Here is a 12,152-nt window from a genome sequence, read left to right on the forward strand (position 1 = left end):
GCTCAAACGCCCTGCTGAAGCCAGTCGCTCCAGAGGCGCTGATCTTCCACAGCCTTGCCTCCGGCCACCAGCCACACCGCCTGGCTGGCACGGCTCACGGCCACATATACCAGCTGACGGCGCAGCACTGCATCACTGGGCCAGAACACATCCCCGGCCACAAACACCTCACCGAAGGTGCTGCCCTGGCTGCGATGAACGGTGAGCACCGCCGCCGGGCCCAGCGAGGCGAAGGCATCGCGCACCAGGAAATAGCGGCGCCAGAGGGCGCGGCCACCCTGCTTGCCGGCATCACGGGCCTGCTGGCGCAGCTGGCGCATCAGCCCATCGAGCTGTTCGCGGGCCGAGCTACCCGCCGGCGGTAATAGCCGCAGCGTGAGCCGCGCTTCGCCAGCTTCCACTTCTGCGCTGAGGGTGTCGATCACCGGAGCGGTGAGGCCATCGCCGCTGCCGATGCCGAAATCAGCCAGGTCGCAGCGCTCTGGGGTCACATCGCGCACCACCAGCTCCCGGTTGGAGCCGAGCAGCATGTCGGGCTCCTCGGCGGCCTCTTCGCCGGCGCGGCAGGCCGGTGCCATCACCGCCGCGCGGGTGATCAACACCTCGCCGGGCAGCACCGGCAGCTGATCGGCCATCTCGCCGTGAATCGCGCGGCGGGCAATCGGCACCAGCTGCTCAAGGGCGCGGTTGGTGTAGCAGAGAATCCTGGCGTGATCAGGGTTGTCGAGCTCGGCACCGCGGCGCAGAGCGGCCTGGGCAGCAGCGAGCCACTCGCTGCGGGAGAGGGCCGCCACCTGGCCGTGGTCATCGCGCACCGGCGCCAGGGCCGGGGGCTGGCGGCAGGGCAGCTGGCCGTTGCGCAGGCCCGTGGCGAGCTGGAGCACCGGCCCCTGATGGCGCACCACCTCGCTGAGGCTGGCGGCTGCGGCGCGGCCCATGCCAAACACTGGGCTGGTGGGCTCCCCCACCGGCGGCAACTGGGCCGGATCCCCCACAAACACCAGCCGCGTGCGGAAGGGATGGGCGCAGCGCAAGGCAATCTCCAGCAGGGTGCTGTCGACCATCGAGGCCTCATCCACCAACACCAGGCCGAGGTTTTCCAGTGAGGCCGCCGTTTGCTCGGTTTCCTCGCAACGCTCAAGATCCCCCTGGCGCTTGAGCTTCAGGCGCAACAACCGGTGGATCGTGCTCGGGTACCAAGTGGGCTGCAAGCCAGCCCAAGCCAACTGCTGTCGCAACACCCCCACAGCCTTATGGGTGGGGGCAACCACCGTCCAGCAGGTGCCGAGATCGTCCACCTGTTGGAGCAGGTGGCGGGAGAGGTAGGTCTTGCCTGTGCCGGCATAGCCGCTCAGCACAAAGGGGGTGCCGTCGTAGGGCGCCTTCAGCCAGGCCGCGAAGGCCTCAGCTGCAGCGGCCTGGCCGGCGGTGAGGGCCTCAGCCAACCGCCAGCCAGCCCCAGTGCTGCGCCAGCACCAGTGGCGAACCCACCCAGACCAGACCCGGCAGGGCCACCAGCGGGCCGATCAGGCTGCCCACCAGCACCTCCAGACGGGTGTGGCCAAGGTTTTCCTTGAGGGGCTTGAGCGCAGGGTCTTGCTCGGGATGCAGCTCCCAAAGACCATCCGGCAAGCCATTCACCCGTTGGGCCGTGAGGCCAGCGGCACGGCGCACGCCGGCTGCGTCGTAGAGCACCACAAAACACATGGTGGCCGCCAGGGCGAACACGGGCGACTCAAACCCCTGCTGCCAGCCGAGGGCCGCCGCGGTGCCGGTGAGCAGCGCCGAATGGCTCGAGGGCATGCCGCCGGTTTCCACCAGCACCTTGGGGTTCCAGCGGCGGTGCACCACCAATTCGATCAGCAGCTTGGAGAGCTGGGCACTGCCGCAAGCCGCTAGGCCCCACCACAGGGCGCCGTTGTCGAGGATGCCGAGTAAGGGGGCGCTCATCGATCGCGGCTCGTGATGTAGTCGGCCAGGGCCAGCAGGGGTGCGGCCTTGCCGCCGGCACTCCAGGGCTCCAGGGCCGCTTTGGCCTCCGCCACCAAAGCATCGGCGCGCTTGCGCGACTCCTCCAGGCCCAGCAGCTTCGGATAGGTGGTCTTATCCGCAGTGAGGTCCTTGCCGGCGGTCTTGCCGAGGACCTCACTGCTGGCGGTCACATCGAGAATGTCGTCGATGATCTGGAAGGCCAGGCCGATGCCGCGGGCATAGGTGCGCAGCGCCTCCAAGAGGGCATCAGGGGCACCAGCGATCAGGGCGCCGGTGAGCACGCAGGCCCGCAGCAGGGCACCGGTCTTGTGCAGGTGGATGTACTCGAGCGTCTCGAGATCCACGTTTTTGCCCTCGCACTCCAGATCCACCACCTGACCGCCCACCAGGCCAGGGGCGCCGGAGGCCAGGCTGAGTTCGCCCACCACCTTGAGCAGCTGCTCAGCGGGCACGCCGGGGCTGCGCAGGGCCACCATCTCGAAGGCGCGGGTGAGCAGGGCATCGCCCGCCAGGATCGCGTTGGCTTCGCCGTACACCTTGTGGTTGGTGGGCATGCCGCGGCGTAGATCGTCGTTGTCCATGGCGGGGAGATCGTCATGGATCAGCGACATGGTGTGGATCATCTCCAGCGCCACGGCGGTGGGCATCGCTTGTGCGCTGTCGCCTCCCGCCAGCTCACAGGCCGCTAGGCAGAGAATCGGCCGCAGCCGCTTACCGCCGGCCAACAGGGAGTAGCGCATCGACTCCCGCAGGCTTTCGGGCCGCTCGGGGCCCAGGGATCCATCCAGGGCCGCTTCCACCTTCAGCCGCGACGCCTCCAGATAGGCCGCAAAGTCGAAGCTGGTCATGGTGGCGGCCGCGGTCATGGGGGCTGGGCCTGGGGCCATCGCTGCGGCGGATTCTCTCAGGCCAGGGCCTGGCGCGCCGCAGGCCAGCCGTTTATGGCAACAGATCCGCCAACGGTTGATCGAGCCCGCAGCGCTGGCACCAGCTGGCCACCGTGTTCACCAGCAGCAGGGTCACCGTCATCGGACCCACCCCGCCGGGCACGGGGCTGATGGCCGTAGCGATCGGCTCCACCTCTTCAAAACGCACATCGCCACACAGGCGAGCCTTCCCGCCGTCTTCAGCCTCGATGCGGTGGATGCCCACATCCACCACCACAGCCCCCGGCTTCACGTGCTCGGCGCCGATCATGCGCGGCTTGCCGGCCGCCACGACCAGCACATCCGCCTGGCGGGTGAGTGCCGCCAGATCCTCGGTGCGGGAGTGACCAATGCTCACCGTGGCATTGGCGGCCTGCAGCATCAGCGCCATCGGCTGCCCCACCAGGATGCTGCGGCCCACCACCACGGCACGCTTGCCGGCCAGCTCCACCCCGGCATCCGCCAGCAAGGCCATCACACCGGCAGGGGTGCAGCTGCGAGGGCCGGGTTCCCCCTTCAGCAGGCGGCCCAGGTTGAGGGTGTGCAAGCCATCGGCATCTTTTTCCGGATCGATCGCCGCCAACAGCGGCCGCTCATCGAGGCCAGCCGGCAGGGGCAGCTGCAGCAGAATCCCGTCCACGGCCGGATCGGCATTGAGGCGCTGAATCGTGCTGAGCACCTCCGCCGCCGGGGTGTGGGCCGGCAGGTGAGCACCGAGGTTGGTGATGCCGATCCGGCTGCAAGCTTTTTCTTTGTTGGCCACGTACACCCCACTGGCGGGGTCATCGCCCACCCGCAGCACCGCCAGGCCCGGCGGGCGCCCGGCCCGCTCCAACCGTTCGGCCACCACCGCCTGCAACCGCTCTTCGATCGTTGCCGCCAGCTGGCGGCCATCCAGACGCGTGGCCATGGGAGAGGGCGCCCATCACTGCCCTCAGCATGCAATGGCATCGCTAGCGTGGACGATTCAAGGCCTCTTCAGTGAGCGGCACGGGTCCCGGCCATCGCCCCTGGCGAACCCTGATGCGGCTCCGGCGCGGGCTGTTGCGGCTGGAGCTGCCGCGGCAGGCGCTCACGCCCTGGCGCCGGCGTGACGGCTTTGCACTTCTGCTGGCTGCCCTGCTCGTGGCGCTGCTCTCCAGCTGGCCATGGCTGGTGGAGCCAAGCCTGAGACCGGGTGTGCCCGCCCCATTCACGGTGCGTGCCCCCAAAACCGCCACCGTGGTGGATTCCGACGCCCTGGAGCAGCGCCGCTCCCAACTCGGGCCGCGCACCCACGTGCAGGTGGTGGATCCGCGCATCAACCGCGAACTGGAACAGCGGCTGGAACGGCAGCTGAAGGCGATTCAGCAGCTGGCCAGCACCAACCAGGAGCAGGTGGCCCCCCTCGAACTCAGCCTCGACGAGCGCGACTGGCTGGCGAGCCAATCCCCCGCCGTGCTTCGGGGGTGGGAGGAGAACCTGCGCCAGGCCCAGCGGCGCATGCTCCAGCAGGGTCTGGTGAGCAGCGTGGCCCACCGCCAACTGGAGCAGGCCGCGCAGTTGCAGTTGGACGACCTGGCAGAACCTGGCCGCAGCCTGGGTAGCCGCGTAGTGGCGAGCTCCCTGCAGGGCCGCAGCAACCTGCGTATCGATGCCGCCCTGAGCCAGCGGCTGATCGAAGACCTACTCACCCAGCAGGGCATCCCCACCATCAAGGTGCGCGAAGGCGAGCTGATTACCCGCCAAGGCCAGCCGATCAGCAACCAGGCCTATGCAGTGCTCGATTACTTCGGCCTGGTGAACCGCAGGCCGTTGATCGGAGCCTGGCTGCTGCATGCCGGTGAGGCCCTGGCCGCCTGTGGCGTGTTGGTGCTGGTCTTACGCCAAAACCGAGCCAGCCTCGAGCCCCGCCAGGCGCTGCTGGCCCTGGGGCTGCTGTTGATCGTGCAGGGGTTCAAGCTCTGGCTGGGAGCGGCCGCCAGTCCGCTGGCGCTGCTGGTGCCCGCCACCTTGCTGCTGGCCCAGGGTCTGGGCACCACAGCCGGCCTCGCCTGGGTGGCGATCGCGGCGCTGCTCTGGCCGCTGCCGTTGGCTCCGTTCAACGACCAGCGCATCTTGGTCGCTGCCGGCGTGGCCGCCGCGACGGCGGTGTTGGCGGGAAGGCAGCGCAGCCGCGCTCAGTTGCTGCAACTGGCCCTGCTGATTCCGGTGGGGGCGCTGGTGGCTGAGTGGCTGCTGCTGCAGCTGGCGGTGGCCAGCGGCGAAGGCGATGGGCGTCTGCCCGTGGGCGCCGACCTCCCGGGCGAAGCGGTGTTGCTCGGGGGGCTGCTGCTGGGGGTGCTGCTGATCAGCCCGCTGGTGGAGAGCTTCTTTGATCTGCTCACCCGGGCCCGGCTGCTGGAACTGGCCGACCTGGAGCGCCCCTTGCTGCGCCGGCTCTCCTGTGAAGCCCCCGGCACGTTTGAGCACACCTTGATGATCTGCGGCCTCGCCGAAGAAGGGGGCCGGGCCATCCAGGCCGACACCGACCTGATCCGCACCGGTGCGCTCTATCACGACGTAGGCAAACTGCACGGCCCGCAATGGTTCATCGAGAACCAGATGGGCAGCGACAACCCCCACGACAAGCTCGATGACCCGCAGCTGAGCGCCGGCATCCTTCAGGCCCATGTGGATGAGGGCCTCAAGCTCGCCCGCCGCTACCGGCTGCCTCGCCCCCTGGCGGATTTCATCCCCGAGCATCAAGGCACCCTCAAGATGGGGTACTTCCTGCATGAAGCCCGGCGGCGCGATCCCAACATCCGCGAAGCCGACTACCGCTACCGCGGCCCAATCCCCCGCAGCCGCGAAACAGCCGTGTTGATGCTGGCTGATGGCTGTGAGGCGGCGCTGCGCTCGCTTCCGCCCGACACCAGCGAACAGGAAGCCCGGGCGATGGTGCGCCGCATTGTGGAAGCCCGCTGGCGCGATGGCCAACTGCTGGATAGCGGCCTGAGCCTGGCGGAGCTGGAACTGCTGGTGCGTGCCTTCGTGCGGGTGTGGCGGCGGATGCGCCATCGTCGGATCCCCTATCCGATCCCAGCCCGCAAGGGCTACAGCGCCTGATGCCCTCTCGCTCGAACCAGGCCACCAGCTGGACGCACGCCTGGTACGCCGTGGCGTTCCTGCGCGACCTCGACCCCAAGCGCCCCACACCCTTCACCCTGATGGGGGAAGACCTGGTGCTGTGGTTCGAGCGCAGCAGCGGCCAATGGCGGGCCCTCGCGGATGTGTGCCCTCACCGGCTGGTGCCGCTGTCGGATGGACGCCTCAACGAGGCCGGTGAGCTCGAGTGCCCGTATCACGGCTGGACCTTCAACGGCGAAGGGCGCTGCACCGCCATTCCCCAAGCCCAAGAGGGCAGCACGATCAGCCCACGAAGCCATTGCCGCGGCTACGCCACCGCCACGGGCCAGGGACTGTTGTTTGTGTTCAGCGGAGATATCGCCGAAGCAGCCGATCATCCCCTTCCACTGGTGCCGGAGATTGATCAACCCGGCTGGCTCGTGCAGGACACGTTCCGCGATCTGCCGATGGATGCGCTCACCCTGCTGGAGAACGTGCTGGATGTGAGCCATGTGCCCTTCACCCACCACGCCACGGTGGGCCGCCGCGAAAACGCCGGCCCGGTGGAGCTGGAGCTGAACAGCTTCGGGCCGGAAGGATTCACCGGTGTGTGGCAGGAGGGGCCGCGACGCGGAAAGCTCGGCAGCGAGTTCACCACCTACGCCGCACCCTGCCTGATGTGGCACGAACTCACGGCCAAGGGCTTCGCTCGGATTTTCACCGTGGTGTATGCCACGCCGATCCGCCGGGGCGAGTGCCGGCTGATCACCCGCTTCCCGTTCAAGTTCAACTCCCCCTGGCCGGCTCGGTTGCTGCGCTTGCGGCCCGAGTGGCTGCAGCACCTAGGCAACCATGTGGTGCTGGAAGACGACCAGCTGTTCCTGCACTGGCAGGAGCGGGTGCTGGAGCAACGCGGCGGCAGCCAAGATGCGATGCGCAGCTTTCATCTCTCCACCAGCGCGGATCGCTACGTGCAAGCGCTGCATGACTGGGTGAATCGCTACGGCGGCGAGCCATTCCCCGGCGAACCGCTACCGCCTCGCCAGGGGCGCCATGCGCTGATGGAGCGCTATGAAGCCCACACCCGCCACTGCCGCAGTTGCTCTGGAGCCGATCGGCGCCTGCGCCAACTGCAACCCTTGAGCTGGGGGTTAGCCGCTGCAGCGGCCTTGGCAGCGGCCTGGCTGGGCGCTGGGCTCTGGGGTGGCTTGGCCCTGTTGGTCGCCGTGGCGGCAGCTTTGGGGGGGCTACGCATCCAGCGCTGGCTGGAGCTGCTGCGCTACGGCAACGGCCTACCGCCCCGCAACCGCTGATCTCCTTGGCGCTCCCGCCACCAAGCGCGACATTTGCGATCCAAGATCAACCCCGCTGCCACCAGCGTGATCGCATTCGCGGCGATGAGTGGGCCATCGCCGGTGAGCAACCCGTAGATCCCCCAAAGCGCAATGCCCGCGGTGAACAGCGCGTACATGCGCAGGGAAATGCCCCGGGTGTCGCCGGTGCGCAGGGTTTTGATCGCCTGCGGAATGAAACTCACGGTGGTGAGGCTGGCTGCGGCGTAGCCCAGAGCGGCGATGGCGGGTGGATGGGCACTCATGGGCTGGGGAGTGAAAAGGGCGGTGGAGCGTCGAAGGCCAGCGACTCGCTGCTACCGGGATGCAGCCAGTGCAATGCGGCGGCATGGAGATGCAAACGCGAGCCGAGCGGATCGTCCAACGCTGAAGCCAGCGGCCCATAGAGCGGATCCCCCAGGATCGGATGGCCGATGGCCTGCAGGTGCACCCGCAGCTGATGGGAGCGCCCCGTGAGGGGCTGGAGCTCCAGGCGGCTGCAACGGCCGTGCGCCTGCAGCAGGCGCCAGCGGGTGCTGCAAGCTTTGCCCGCTGGATCCACGCCGTAAAGGGGCGGGCGGTGCTGAAGTTTGGCAATCGGCCACTCGATCAAGCCGTGTGGCTGATCGGGCACCCCATGCACATCCGCCACATAGCGCTTCTGCACCTGCCGTTCGGCAAACATCCGGCTCAGCTCGCGATGCAGCTCTGAGGCGAGGGCCACCAGGATCAGGCCCGAGGTGTCGCGATCGAGGCGATGCACGAGTTGCGCCTGGGGCCACCGCTGCTGCACCCGGCTGATCAACGAATCGGCCAACTCCGGCCCCAGGCCCGGCTGGCAGAGCAGGCCATGGGGCTTGTTGAGCACCAGCAGATCAGGAGCCTGGTGCACGATCCAGGCCGGATCGAGGCCTTCCCTGATCACCGGCAGCGCTGCATTGGCCGTTCCGACCTGATACCGCCACACTGACAGCAACTGCTCCAGCCGGATGGCTCTGGATCGTTTCAAGCAAGCCCTGGCGGCTCTGCTGGATCAGGCCCCCAGCGATCCGCTGGAGCGCGATGAATACTTCGAGCTGCACACCCTGCCCACCGGTGGCGGCAGCGGCTTTGAGGTGGTGATCTGCGACGAAGAGCACGAAATCTTCGCGGCGATCTACACCGATCGCCTCTTTGATGAAGGCGAAGCCGGCCAGGAGGAGGTGGAAGCCCTGGTGCCGGCCTTCCTGGAGCAGGCCTTTGGCCTGCAGGAGGGGGAATGGGAAGCCACCGAACCCTTTGACCTCGGGTGGCGCAGCCGCGAATACCTCTGGTTCATGGAGTTCCGCGTGCCGGGTCTCACCCCCACCTGCAGCTTCGATTAACGCTCCAGCTGCAGCACCTGCAGCTCCTGGCGCGGACGACTGATCAACAGCAGCGCCCCAGGGCCTTCAGGCCAGGGCAAGCCGGTGGCGCGCCTCAGGGCACCGCGCTCCACCAAGGCCATGCCGCAGGTTTCCACCAGCACTACCGGCAGGGTGCTGCCACTGCCGCGCATCGCCTGCAGATCAAGGGCCTGCTGGGCTGCCCGGGTGCTCCGCTCCAAGCCCAACCGCTCCACCAGTTCGCCCCAGAGGTGGTTCACCGGCGAGCAGGCCGCCAGATCCAGATCGCGCACATCCATCGCCGCCCCTGCCGCAGCCTTCCAGCTTGCCCGCTCACGCCCGGTGCAGCTGCACAAAGTGAGGCGCGAAGAGCAGCACCCGTTCCCCGAGCCGCTCCTGCTGAGCATCGAGGGCAAAGGCGCCGCCCGCCATGAAATCAGCTGCCCGCTGCATCTGATCGACCGGCAGGCTGGAGAGATTCAGCAACACGGTGGCGTGATCCCGCAGGGCCATCACGGCCTCCTGCACCCCCTCCAGGCTGGTGGGCTGGATCAGCACCACCTCCGCCCCCCAAACTTGAGGGTTCAGAGCAGCATCCGGGAAGAGAGGATCCATCCCCGCAGCGTGACGGCTCCCGGGGGCTTTCGCCAGAGGCGTTGCGTCGCTCAGGCTTGATCCGGGGCGAATCGCTCCAGCATGTCTTGCGTGGGGTGAATCGTTTCGAGCTCATTCTCGTTATCGAGGAAAGCCTCAAACGAGGTGTAGCGGCGGATGCAGGGCGGCGCCTGATCGGCATCGGCAAACACCTGCTCCCAGCTCAGCTCCTTGGGCTTGATCTCCTGAAAATTGAGCAGCGCTTCTTCCAGATCGCCGGCATCGCCAACACCTTCGCCCTGCCAGATCAATTCATAGAAGGTCATACCCATCGGTGTTGCTCACACCAGCAGAGCATGACGCGACTGTGAGGTAACAACGCATCACAGCCACCAGACACCCTGAACACCCTCCCTAGCGTTCGCGCATCGCAATGGCTTGATCCATGAGCATCGGCGAAGTGTTTCTGGAGAGCGTCTCCACCGGCGTGATCACCAATGAGGAGATCGCCTGGATCACAAGCATGCAAGCCCAGTTCAACCGGGCCGAGGAAGCGGTGGCCCTGAAACTCGGCCGCCTGCTCGACAACGGCGCCATTCAGATCGGCTGCCGGCTTCTGCAGGCCTGATCAGATCAACTCCGGGTGGGCGGGGTCGCCTTTGAAGGGCCCTTCCAAACCGGAGGTGATCCAGCCGCCATAAAAGCCTCCGGATTGCGGTTCGACCCGTTCGCCATCCACCCAGCAGCCATCCATCCGGCCGGGATAGAGCGCAAACCAACCCGCCAGCGCCGCAAAGGCTGGAGTGGGATCGGCATAGCTCCACACCACCCGCTCCAGGCGCTGATCGCCCACAACCACGCTGAAGTAACTGGCCACACCCTTCCACTCGCAGAAGCTGTGGCCCACTGCGGGCTCCAGCCACTCCAGGCGCATCGCCTCAGGCGGCAGATAGTAGGTAGGGGGGTGGAAGGTTTCGAGCACCCGCAGGCTGCGGCGGGTCTGCGCCAACACCTGCCCCAGGGCCCGCACCTCGATGAGCTGCTCGCTCACCACCAAGGCCGGCGGCCGCGGGTAATCCGCCACCCGCTCGCGCATCGCTGCCATCGAATCAGCCGGGAATGAAATGGCGCAGCCGGCGGGCTTCTTCGCCAGCCCGGCGCTGCAGCTCGGCGTCGCTGAGGTGCGCCTCCTCGCGCAGTTGAGCCTCAATCACGTCTTGCTCATTCAGAGCAAAGCCCTCGGCCTGGGCGAGCTGCAGCAGGTCTTCCAGATCCAGCGGCTGCTGCAAGAGCTCCGCCAACTGCGGCTGCTGACGGGCATGGGCGAGGAACGCATCGAGCTGTTGGAGCGACACAGACAAACCGGAACTGGCGCTGTCCTAGCCAAAAGCCTCGCCAAGGGAGACGGCGCGTTCCAAACTTGACGAATCCGAAACCGCTCCATGAGCACCAGCAGCCCGCAGGCCCCCTTGCCCACCTGGATGCGCCGCGCCGGTGCAGGCCTCACCGCCTTGGTCGCTGTGCTGTTTGTGGTGCTGCTGCTTCAGGTGCGGCAGCAGGGTGAACGCCTGCAGACCCTGCAGGACAAGCTGCAAACCCTGGAAAACGAAAAGGATCTCGATCGCACCAATGCCCTCGAAGAGCAGGTGCGCTCCACCGCGGAGCGCCTGCAGAACCTCGAGGGTCTGGAGCAGAGCGTGCAGGCCCTGCGGAGTGAACAGGCCAACCTCCGGGCGCAGCTGCGCAACCAGGAGCGTGAACCCTCGTTCCCACTCGACAACGGGCTCGATCTCAACAACCGCACCACCAAGCCCAAAGCAGGCCGCCTGCCCTCCTTGCCGCCGCTGCCCAACGGCCAGGAATGAAGCCAGCGGCAGCCGCCCGCCGGCTGAGCCTGGTGCAGCAGCCGGTGATCCCGGCGATGGAGCAGCTGATCCGCCAGTACCGCGTCGCCCTGGTGAGCGGCAGCAGCTTCGGCCTGGAGGGCTGTTGCCTGCGGCTCAGCTACGGGATGCTCGGATCCGCCGATCTCAGTGAAGCGCTGCAGCGCTTGGTGAAGGGGCTCTGGGCCCTCAGCCGAAGCTGAGCAGCTGCTGCTGCGATCAACCAAACCCACCTGGTTTCTCACGCCCCAGCGAGAGCGACACATTGCCGCGCATCGGGGCTTGGGCTGGTGGCGCCGGTGGGGCGCCAGGCTGCTGGGGAACCGCCACCACGTTGAACGCCAGTGACCAGCGCTCCCCCTCGCCGCGGAAAGGCGCCACGGAGTGGGGCTGCCAAGCCGGAAAGACATAGAACTCACCAGGCACCGGCAGCACGTATTTGGCCATGCCGGTTCGGAAGCTCTGGATGTGCCACTCCTCCGGGCCGTGGAAGCAGAGCTGCCCATCGAAGCTGTCGTTCACGATCTGGGGCGGCACCTGCAGGAAGATCACCCCGGAGAAGCTGCCGCCGTGGGTGTGGGTGGGGTTGTAGTCGCCGGCGCGCTGCACGTTGAGCCACACATCGATCATCTGCAGCCGGTAGCGGCCGGGGGTCCAGGGGCCGCGGCCCTGGGGCGGCTGTTGATCGATCACATGACGGATCCAGCGCTCGCAAGCGGGGATCAGCACCGAGGCACACAGCTCGGCCACCGCCGGATACTGGGGCCCCAGCTCCCGCTGCAGCGCAAGCTGCCCGGCCAATTTGGCGGCGGCATCGGGGGTGGAGCCGGGGTCGGCCAAGACCTGCTGAGCCAACTGCTGCAGCGCCTCGAGCAGGCGCGGCTCCAGGGTTCCCTTCAGCAGATAGCGAGGAAACAGGCTGAGCACCTCCATGCTGGTGGAGGCATTGGCGTCATTCGGCTGGGCCATGCGCGA

The 12,152-nt window shown here is 67.4% G+C and carries 18 protein-coding genes; 6 read left to right on the top strand and 12 right to left on the bottom strand.

All coding sequences use genetic code 11. The features are described 5' to 3' along the window. Positions 1-2 precede the first annotated feature (2 nt). The 4 genes from CB0101_RS12910 to folD all read right to left on the bottom strand — a co-directional run bounded on the left by CB0101_RS12910 (position 3) and on the right by folD (position 3,828). Positions 3-1,445: an ATP-dependent RecD-like DNA helicase gene (locus CB0101_RS12910; RefSeq protein WP_010303610.1), complete on the bottom strand. Its 1,443-nt coding sequence runs from the start codon at positions 1,443-1,445 to the stop codon at positions 3-5. Next, positions 1,438-1,950: a divergent PAP2 family protein gene (locus CB0101_RS12915; RefSeq protein ID WP_010303612.1), complete on the bottom strand. Its 513-nt coding sequence runs from the start codon at positions 1,948-1,950 to the stop codon at positions 1,438-1,440. The genes CB0101_RS12910 and CB0101_RS12915 overlap by 8 nt, the downstream gene beginning before the upstream one ends. Beyond that, a complete protein-coding gene (crtE, locus tag CB0101_RS12920) occupies positions 1,947-2,858 on the bottom strand; it encodes a geranylgeranyl diphosphate synthase CrtE (RefSeq protein WP_029552720.1) in 912 nt (303 codons plus the stop codon). Before crtE ends, CB0101_RS12915 begins: the two co-directional genes overlap by 4 nt. Before the next feature lie 73 nt (positions 2,859-2,931). Further along, positions 2,932-3,828 (bottom strand): bifunctional methylenetetrahydrofolate dehydrogenase/methenyltetrahydrofolate cyclohydrolase FolD, encoded by an 897-nt coding sequence (gene folD / locus CB0101_RS12925; protein ID WP_010303616.1) that lies wholly within the window; start codon positions 3,826-3,828, stop codon positions 2,932-2,934. Between the two features lie 113 nt (positions 3,829-3,941). On the opposite strand from folD, the gene CB0101_RS12930 reads away from it, so the two are divergent. Both CB0101_RS12930 and CB0101_RS12935 read left to right on the top strand, forming a co-directional pair. Then, positions 3,942-6,005, top strand: coding sequence for an HDIG domain-containing metalloprotein (locus CB0101_RS12930; protein ID WP_043716934.1), 2,064 nt, complete (start codon positions 3,942-3,944; stop codon positions 6,003-6,005). Continuing rightward, positions 6,005-7,318 (top strand): Rieske 2Fe-2S domain-containing protein, encoded by a 1,314-nt coding sequence (locus CB0101_RS12935; RefSeq protein ID WP_010303619.1) that lies wholly within the window; start codon positions 6,005-6,007, stop codon positions 7,316-7,318. Before CB0101_RS12930 ends, CB0101_RS12935 begins: the two co-directional genes overlap by 1 nt. Here the strand turns inward: CB0101_RS12935 and CB0101_RS12940 are convergent. Further along, the gene (locus tag CB0101_RS12940; RefSeq protein WP_010303622.1) at positions 7,285-7,602 is read right to left on the bottom strand and encodes a SemiSWEET transporter; all 318 of its coding nucleotides are present in this window, start codon (positions 7,600-7,602) and stop codon (positions 7,285-7,287) included. The two genes, CB0101_RS12935 and CB0101_RS12940, sit on opposite strands and share 34 nt — an antisense overlap. Next, positions 7,599-8,345 carry an RluA family pseudouridine synthase gene (locus CB0101_RS12945; protein WP_246833772.1) on the bottom strand — a complete coding sequence of 249 codons (747 nt, stop codon included), beginning with the start codon at positions 8,343-8,345 and terminating at the stop codon, positions 7,599-7,601. Before CB0101_RS12945 ends, CB0101_RS12940 begins: the two co-directional genes overlap by 4 nt. Here CB0101_RS12945 and CB0101_RS12950 point away from each other — a divergent pair. Continuing rightward, a complete protein-coding gene (locus CB0101_RS12950; RefSeq protein ID WP_010303626.1) occupies positions 8,326-8,700 on the top strand; it encodes a hypothetical protein in 375 nt (124 codons plus the stop codon). The two genes, CB0101_RS12945 and CB0101_RS12950, sit on opposite strands and share 20 nt — an antisense overlap. Here CB0101_RS12950 and CB0101_RS12955 read toward each other — a convergent pair. From CB0101_RS12955 to CB0101_RS12965, 3 genes are read right to left on the bottom strand one after another with little or no spacing between them, the layout of a single operon-like run. Further along, positions 8,697-8,999, bottom strand: coding sequence for a hypothetical protein (locus tag CB0101_RS12955; protein WP_010303629.1), 303 nt, complete (start codon positions 8,997-8,999; stop codon positions 8,697-8,699). The genes CB0101_RS12950 and CB0101_RS12955 overlap by 4 nt on opposite strands. 34 nt (positions 9,000-9,033) lie before the next feature. Next, a complete protein-coding gene (locus tag CB0101_RS12960) occupies positions 9,034-9,315 on the bottom strand; it encodes a cell division protein SepF (protein WP_010303631.1) in 282 nt (93 codons plus the stop codon). A 50-nt stretch (positions 9,316-9,365) separates the two neighbouring features. Next, complete coding sequence (locus CB0101_RS12965) at positions 9,366-9,620, bottom strand: hypothetical protein (RefSeq protein ID WP_010303633.1); 255 nt, start codon at positions 9,618-9,620, stop codon at positions 9,366-9,368. A 119-nt stretch (positions 9,621-9,739) separates the two neighbouring features. Between CB0101_RS12965 and CB0101_RS12970 the strand changes: the two genes are divergently transcribed. Further along, entirely contained in the window at positions 9,740-9,922 is a 183-nt protein-coding gene (locus tag CB0101_RS12970) for a hypothetical protein (protein ID WP_010303635.1), read from the top strand. On the opposite strand, the gene CB0101_RS12975 is transcribed toward CB0101_RS12970, so the two are convergent. Together CB0101_RS12975 and CB0101_RS12980 are read right to left on the bottom strand one after the other, a co-directional pair. Then, positions 9,923-10,399 carry a DUF427 domain-containing protein gene (locus CB0101_RS12975; protein ID WP_010303637.1) on the bottom strand — a complete coding sequence of 159 codons (477 nt, stop codon included), beginning with the start codon at positions 10,397-10,399 and terminating at the stop codon, positions 9,923-9,925. A gap of 4 nt (positions 10,400-10,403) precedes the next feature. Further along, positions 10,404-10,649, bottom strand: coding sequence for a Nif11-like leader peptide family RiPP precursor (locus CB0101_RS12980; protein WP_010303639.1), 246 nt, complete (start codon positions 10,647-10,649; stop codon positions 10,404-10,406). Between the two features lie 87 nt (positions 10,650-10,736). On the opposite strand from CB0101_RS12980, the gene CB0101_RS12985 reads away from it, so the two are divergent. Next, positions 10,737-11,159 (top strand): hypothetical protein, encoded by a 423-nt coding sequence (locus CB0101_RS12985; protein ID WP_010303641.1) that lies wholly within the window; start codon positions 10,737-10,739, stop codon positions 11,157-11,159. Then, positions 11,156-11,380 carry an aspartate aminotransferase gene (locus CB0101_RS12990; RefSeq protein ID WP_010303643.1) on the top strand — a complete coding sequence of 75 codons (225 nt, stop codon included), beginning with the start codon at positions 11,156-11,158 and terminating at the stop codon, positions 11,378-11,380. The genes CB0101_RS12985 and CB0101_RS12990 overlap by 4 nt, the downstream gene beginning before the upstream one ends. A gap of 16 nt (positions 11,381-11,396) precedes the next feature. On the opposite strand, the gene CB0101_RS12995 is transcribed toward CB0101_RS12990, so the two are convergent. Then, a complete protein-coding gene (locus tag CB0101_RS12995) occupies positions 11,397-12,146 on the bottom strand; it encodes a 2OG-Fe(II) oxygenase family protein (protein ID WP_010303644.1) in 750 nt (249 codons plus the stop codon). Positions 12,147-12,152 lie beyond the last annotated feature (6 nt).

This window comes from Synechococcus sp. CB0101 (assembly GCF_000179235.2).
Lineage (GTDB): Bacteria > Cyanobacteriota > Cyanobacteriia > PCC-6307 > Cyanobiaceae > Vulcanococcus.

Excerpts from the sequence above, each read along its gene's own strand:
- CB0101_RS12915 (WP_010303612.1), bottom strand. The coding sequence starts at position 1,950 with ATGAGCGCCCCCTTACTCGGCATCCTCGACAACGGCGCCCTGTGGTGG.
- crtE (WP_029552720.1), bottom strand. The coding sequence starts at position 2,858 with ATGACCGCGGCCGCCACCATGACCAGCTTCGACTTTGCGGCCTATCTG.
- folD (WP_010303616.1), bottom strand. The coding sequence starts at position 3,828 with ATGGCCACGCGTCTGGATGGCCGCCAGCTGGCGGCAACGATCGAAGAG.
- CB0101_RS12930 (WP_043716934.1), top strand. The coding sequence starts at position 3,942 with ATGCGGCTCCGGCGCGGGCTGTTGCGGCTGGAGCTGCCGCGGCAGGCG.
- CB0101_RS12935 (WP_010303619.1), top strand. The coding sequence starts at position 6,005 with ATGCCCTCTCGCTCGAACCAGGCCACCAGCTGGACGCACGCCTGGTAC.
- CB0101_RS12940 (WP_010303622.1), bottom strand. The coding sequence starts at position 7,602 with ATGAGTGCCCATCCACCCGCCATCGCCGCTCTGGGCTACGCCGCAGCC.
- CB0101_RS12950 (WP_010303626.1), top strand. The coding sequence starts at position 8,326 with ATGGCTCTGGATCGTTTCAAGCAAGCCCTGGCGGCTCTGCTGGATCAG.
- CB0101_RS12955 (WP_010303629.1), bottom strand. The coding sequence starts at position 8,999 with ATGGATGTGCGCGATCTGGATCTGGCGGCCTGCTCGCCGGTGAACCAC.
- CB0101_RS12960 (WP_010303631.1), bottom strand. The coding sequence starts at position 9,315 with ATGGATCCTCTCTTCCCGGATGCTGCTCTGAACCCTCAAGTTTGGGGG.
- CB0101_RS12965 (WP_010303633.1), bottom strand. The coding sequence starts at position 9,620 with ATGACCTTCTATGAATTGATCTGGCAGGGCGAAGGTGTTGGCGATGCC.
- CB0101_RS12970 (WP_010303635.1), top strand. The coding sequence starts at position 9,740 with ATGAGCATCGGCGAAGTGTTTCTGGAGAGCGTCTCCACCGGCGTGATC.
- CB0101_RS12975 (WP_010303637.1), bottom strand. The coding sequence starts at position 10,399 with ATGGCAGCGATGCGCGAGCGGGTGGCGGATTACCCGCGGCCGCCGGCC.
- CB0101_RS12985 (WP_010303641.1), top strand. The coding sequence starts at position 10,737 with ATGAGCACCAGCAGCCCGCAGGCCCCCTTGCCCACCTGGATGCGCCGC.
- CB0101_RS12990 (WP_010303643.1), top strand. The coding sequence starts at position 11,156 with ATGAAGCCAGCGGCAGCCGCCCGCCGGCTGAGCCTGGTGCAGCAGCCG.
- CB0101_RS12995 (WP_010303644.1), bottom strand. The coding sequence starts at position 12,146 with ATGGCCCAGCCGAATGACGCCAATGCCTCCACCAGCATGGAGGTGCTC.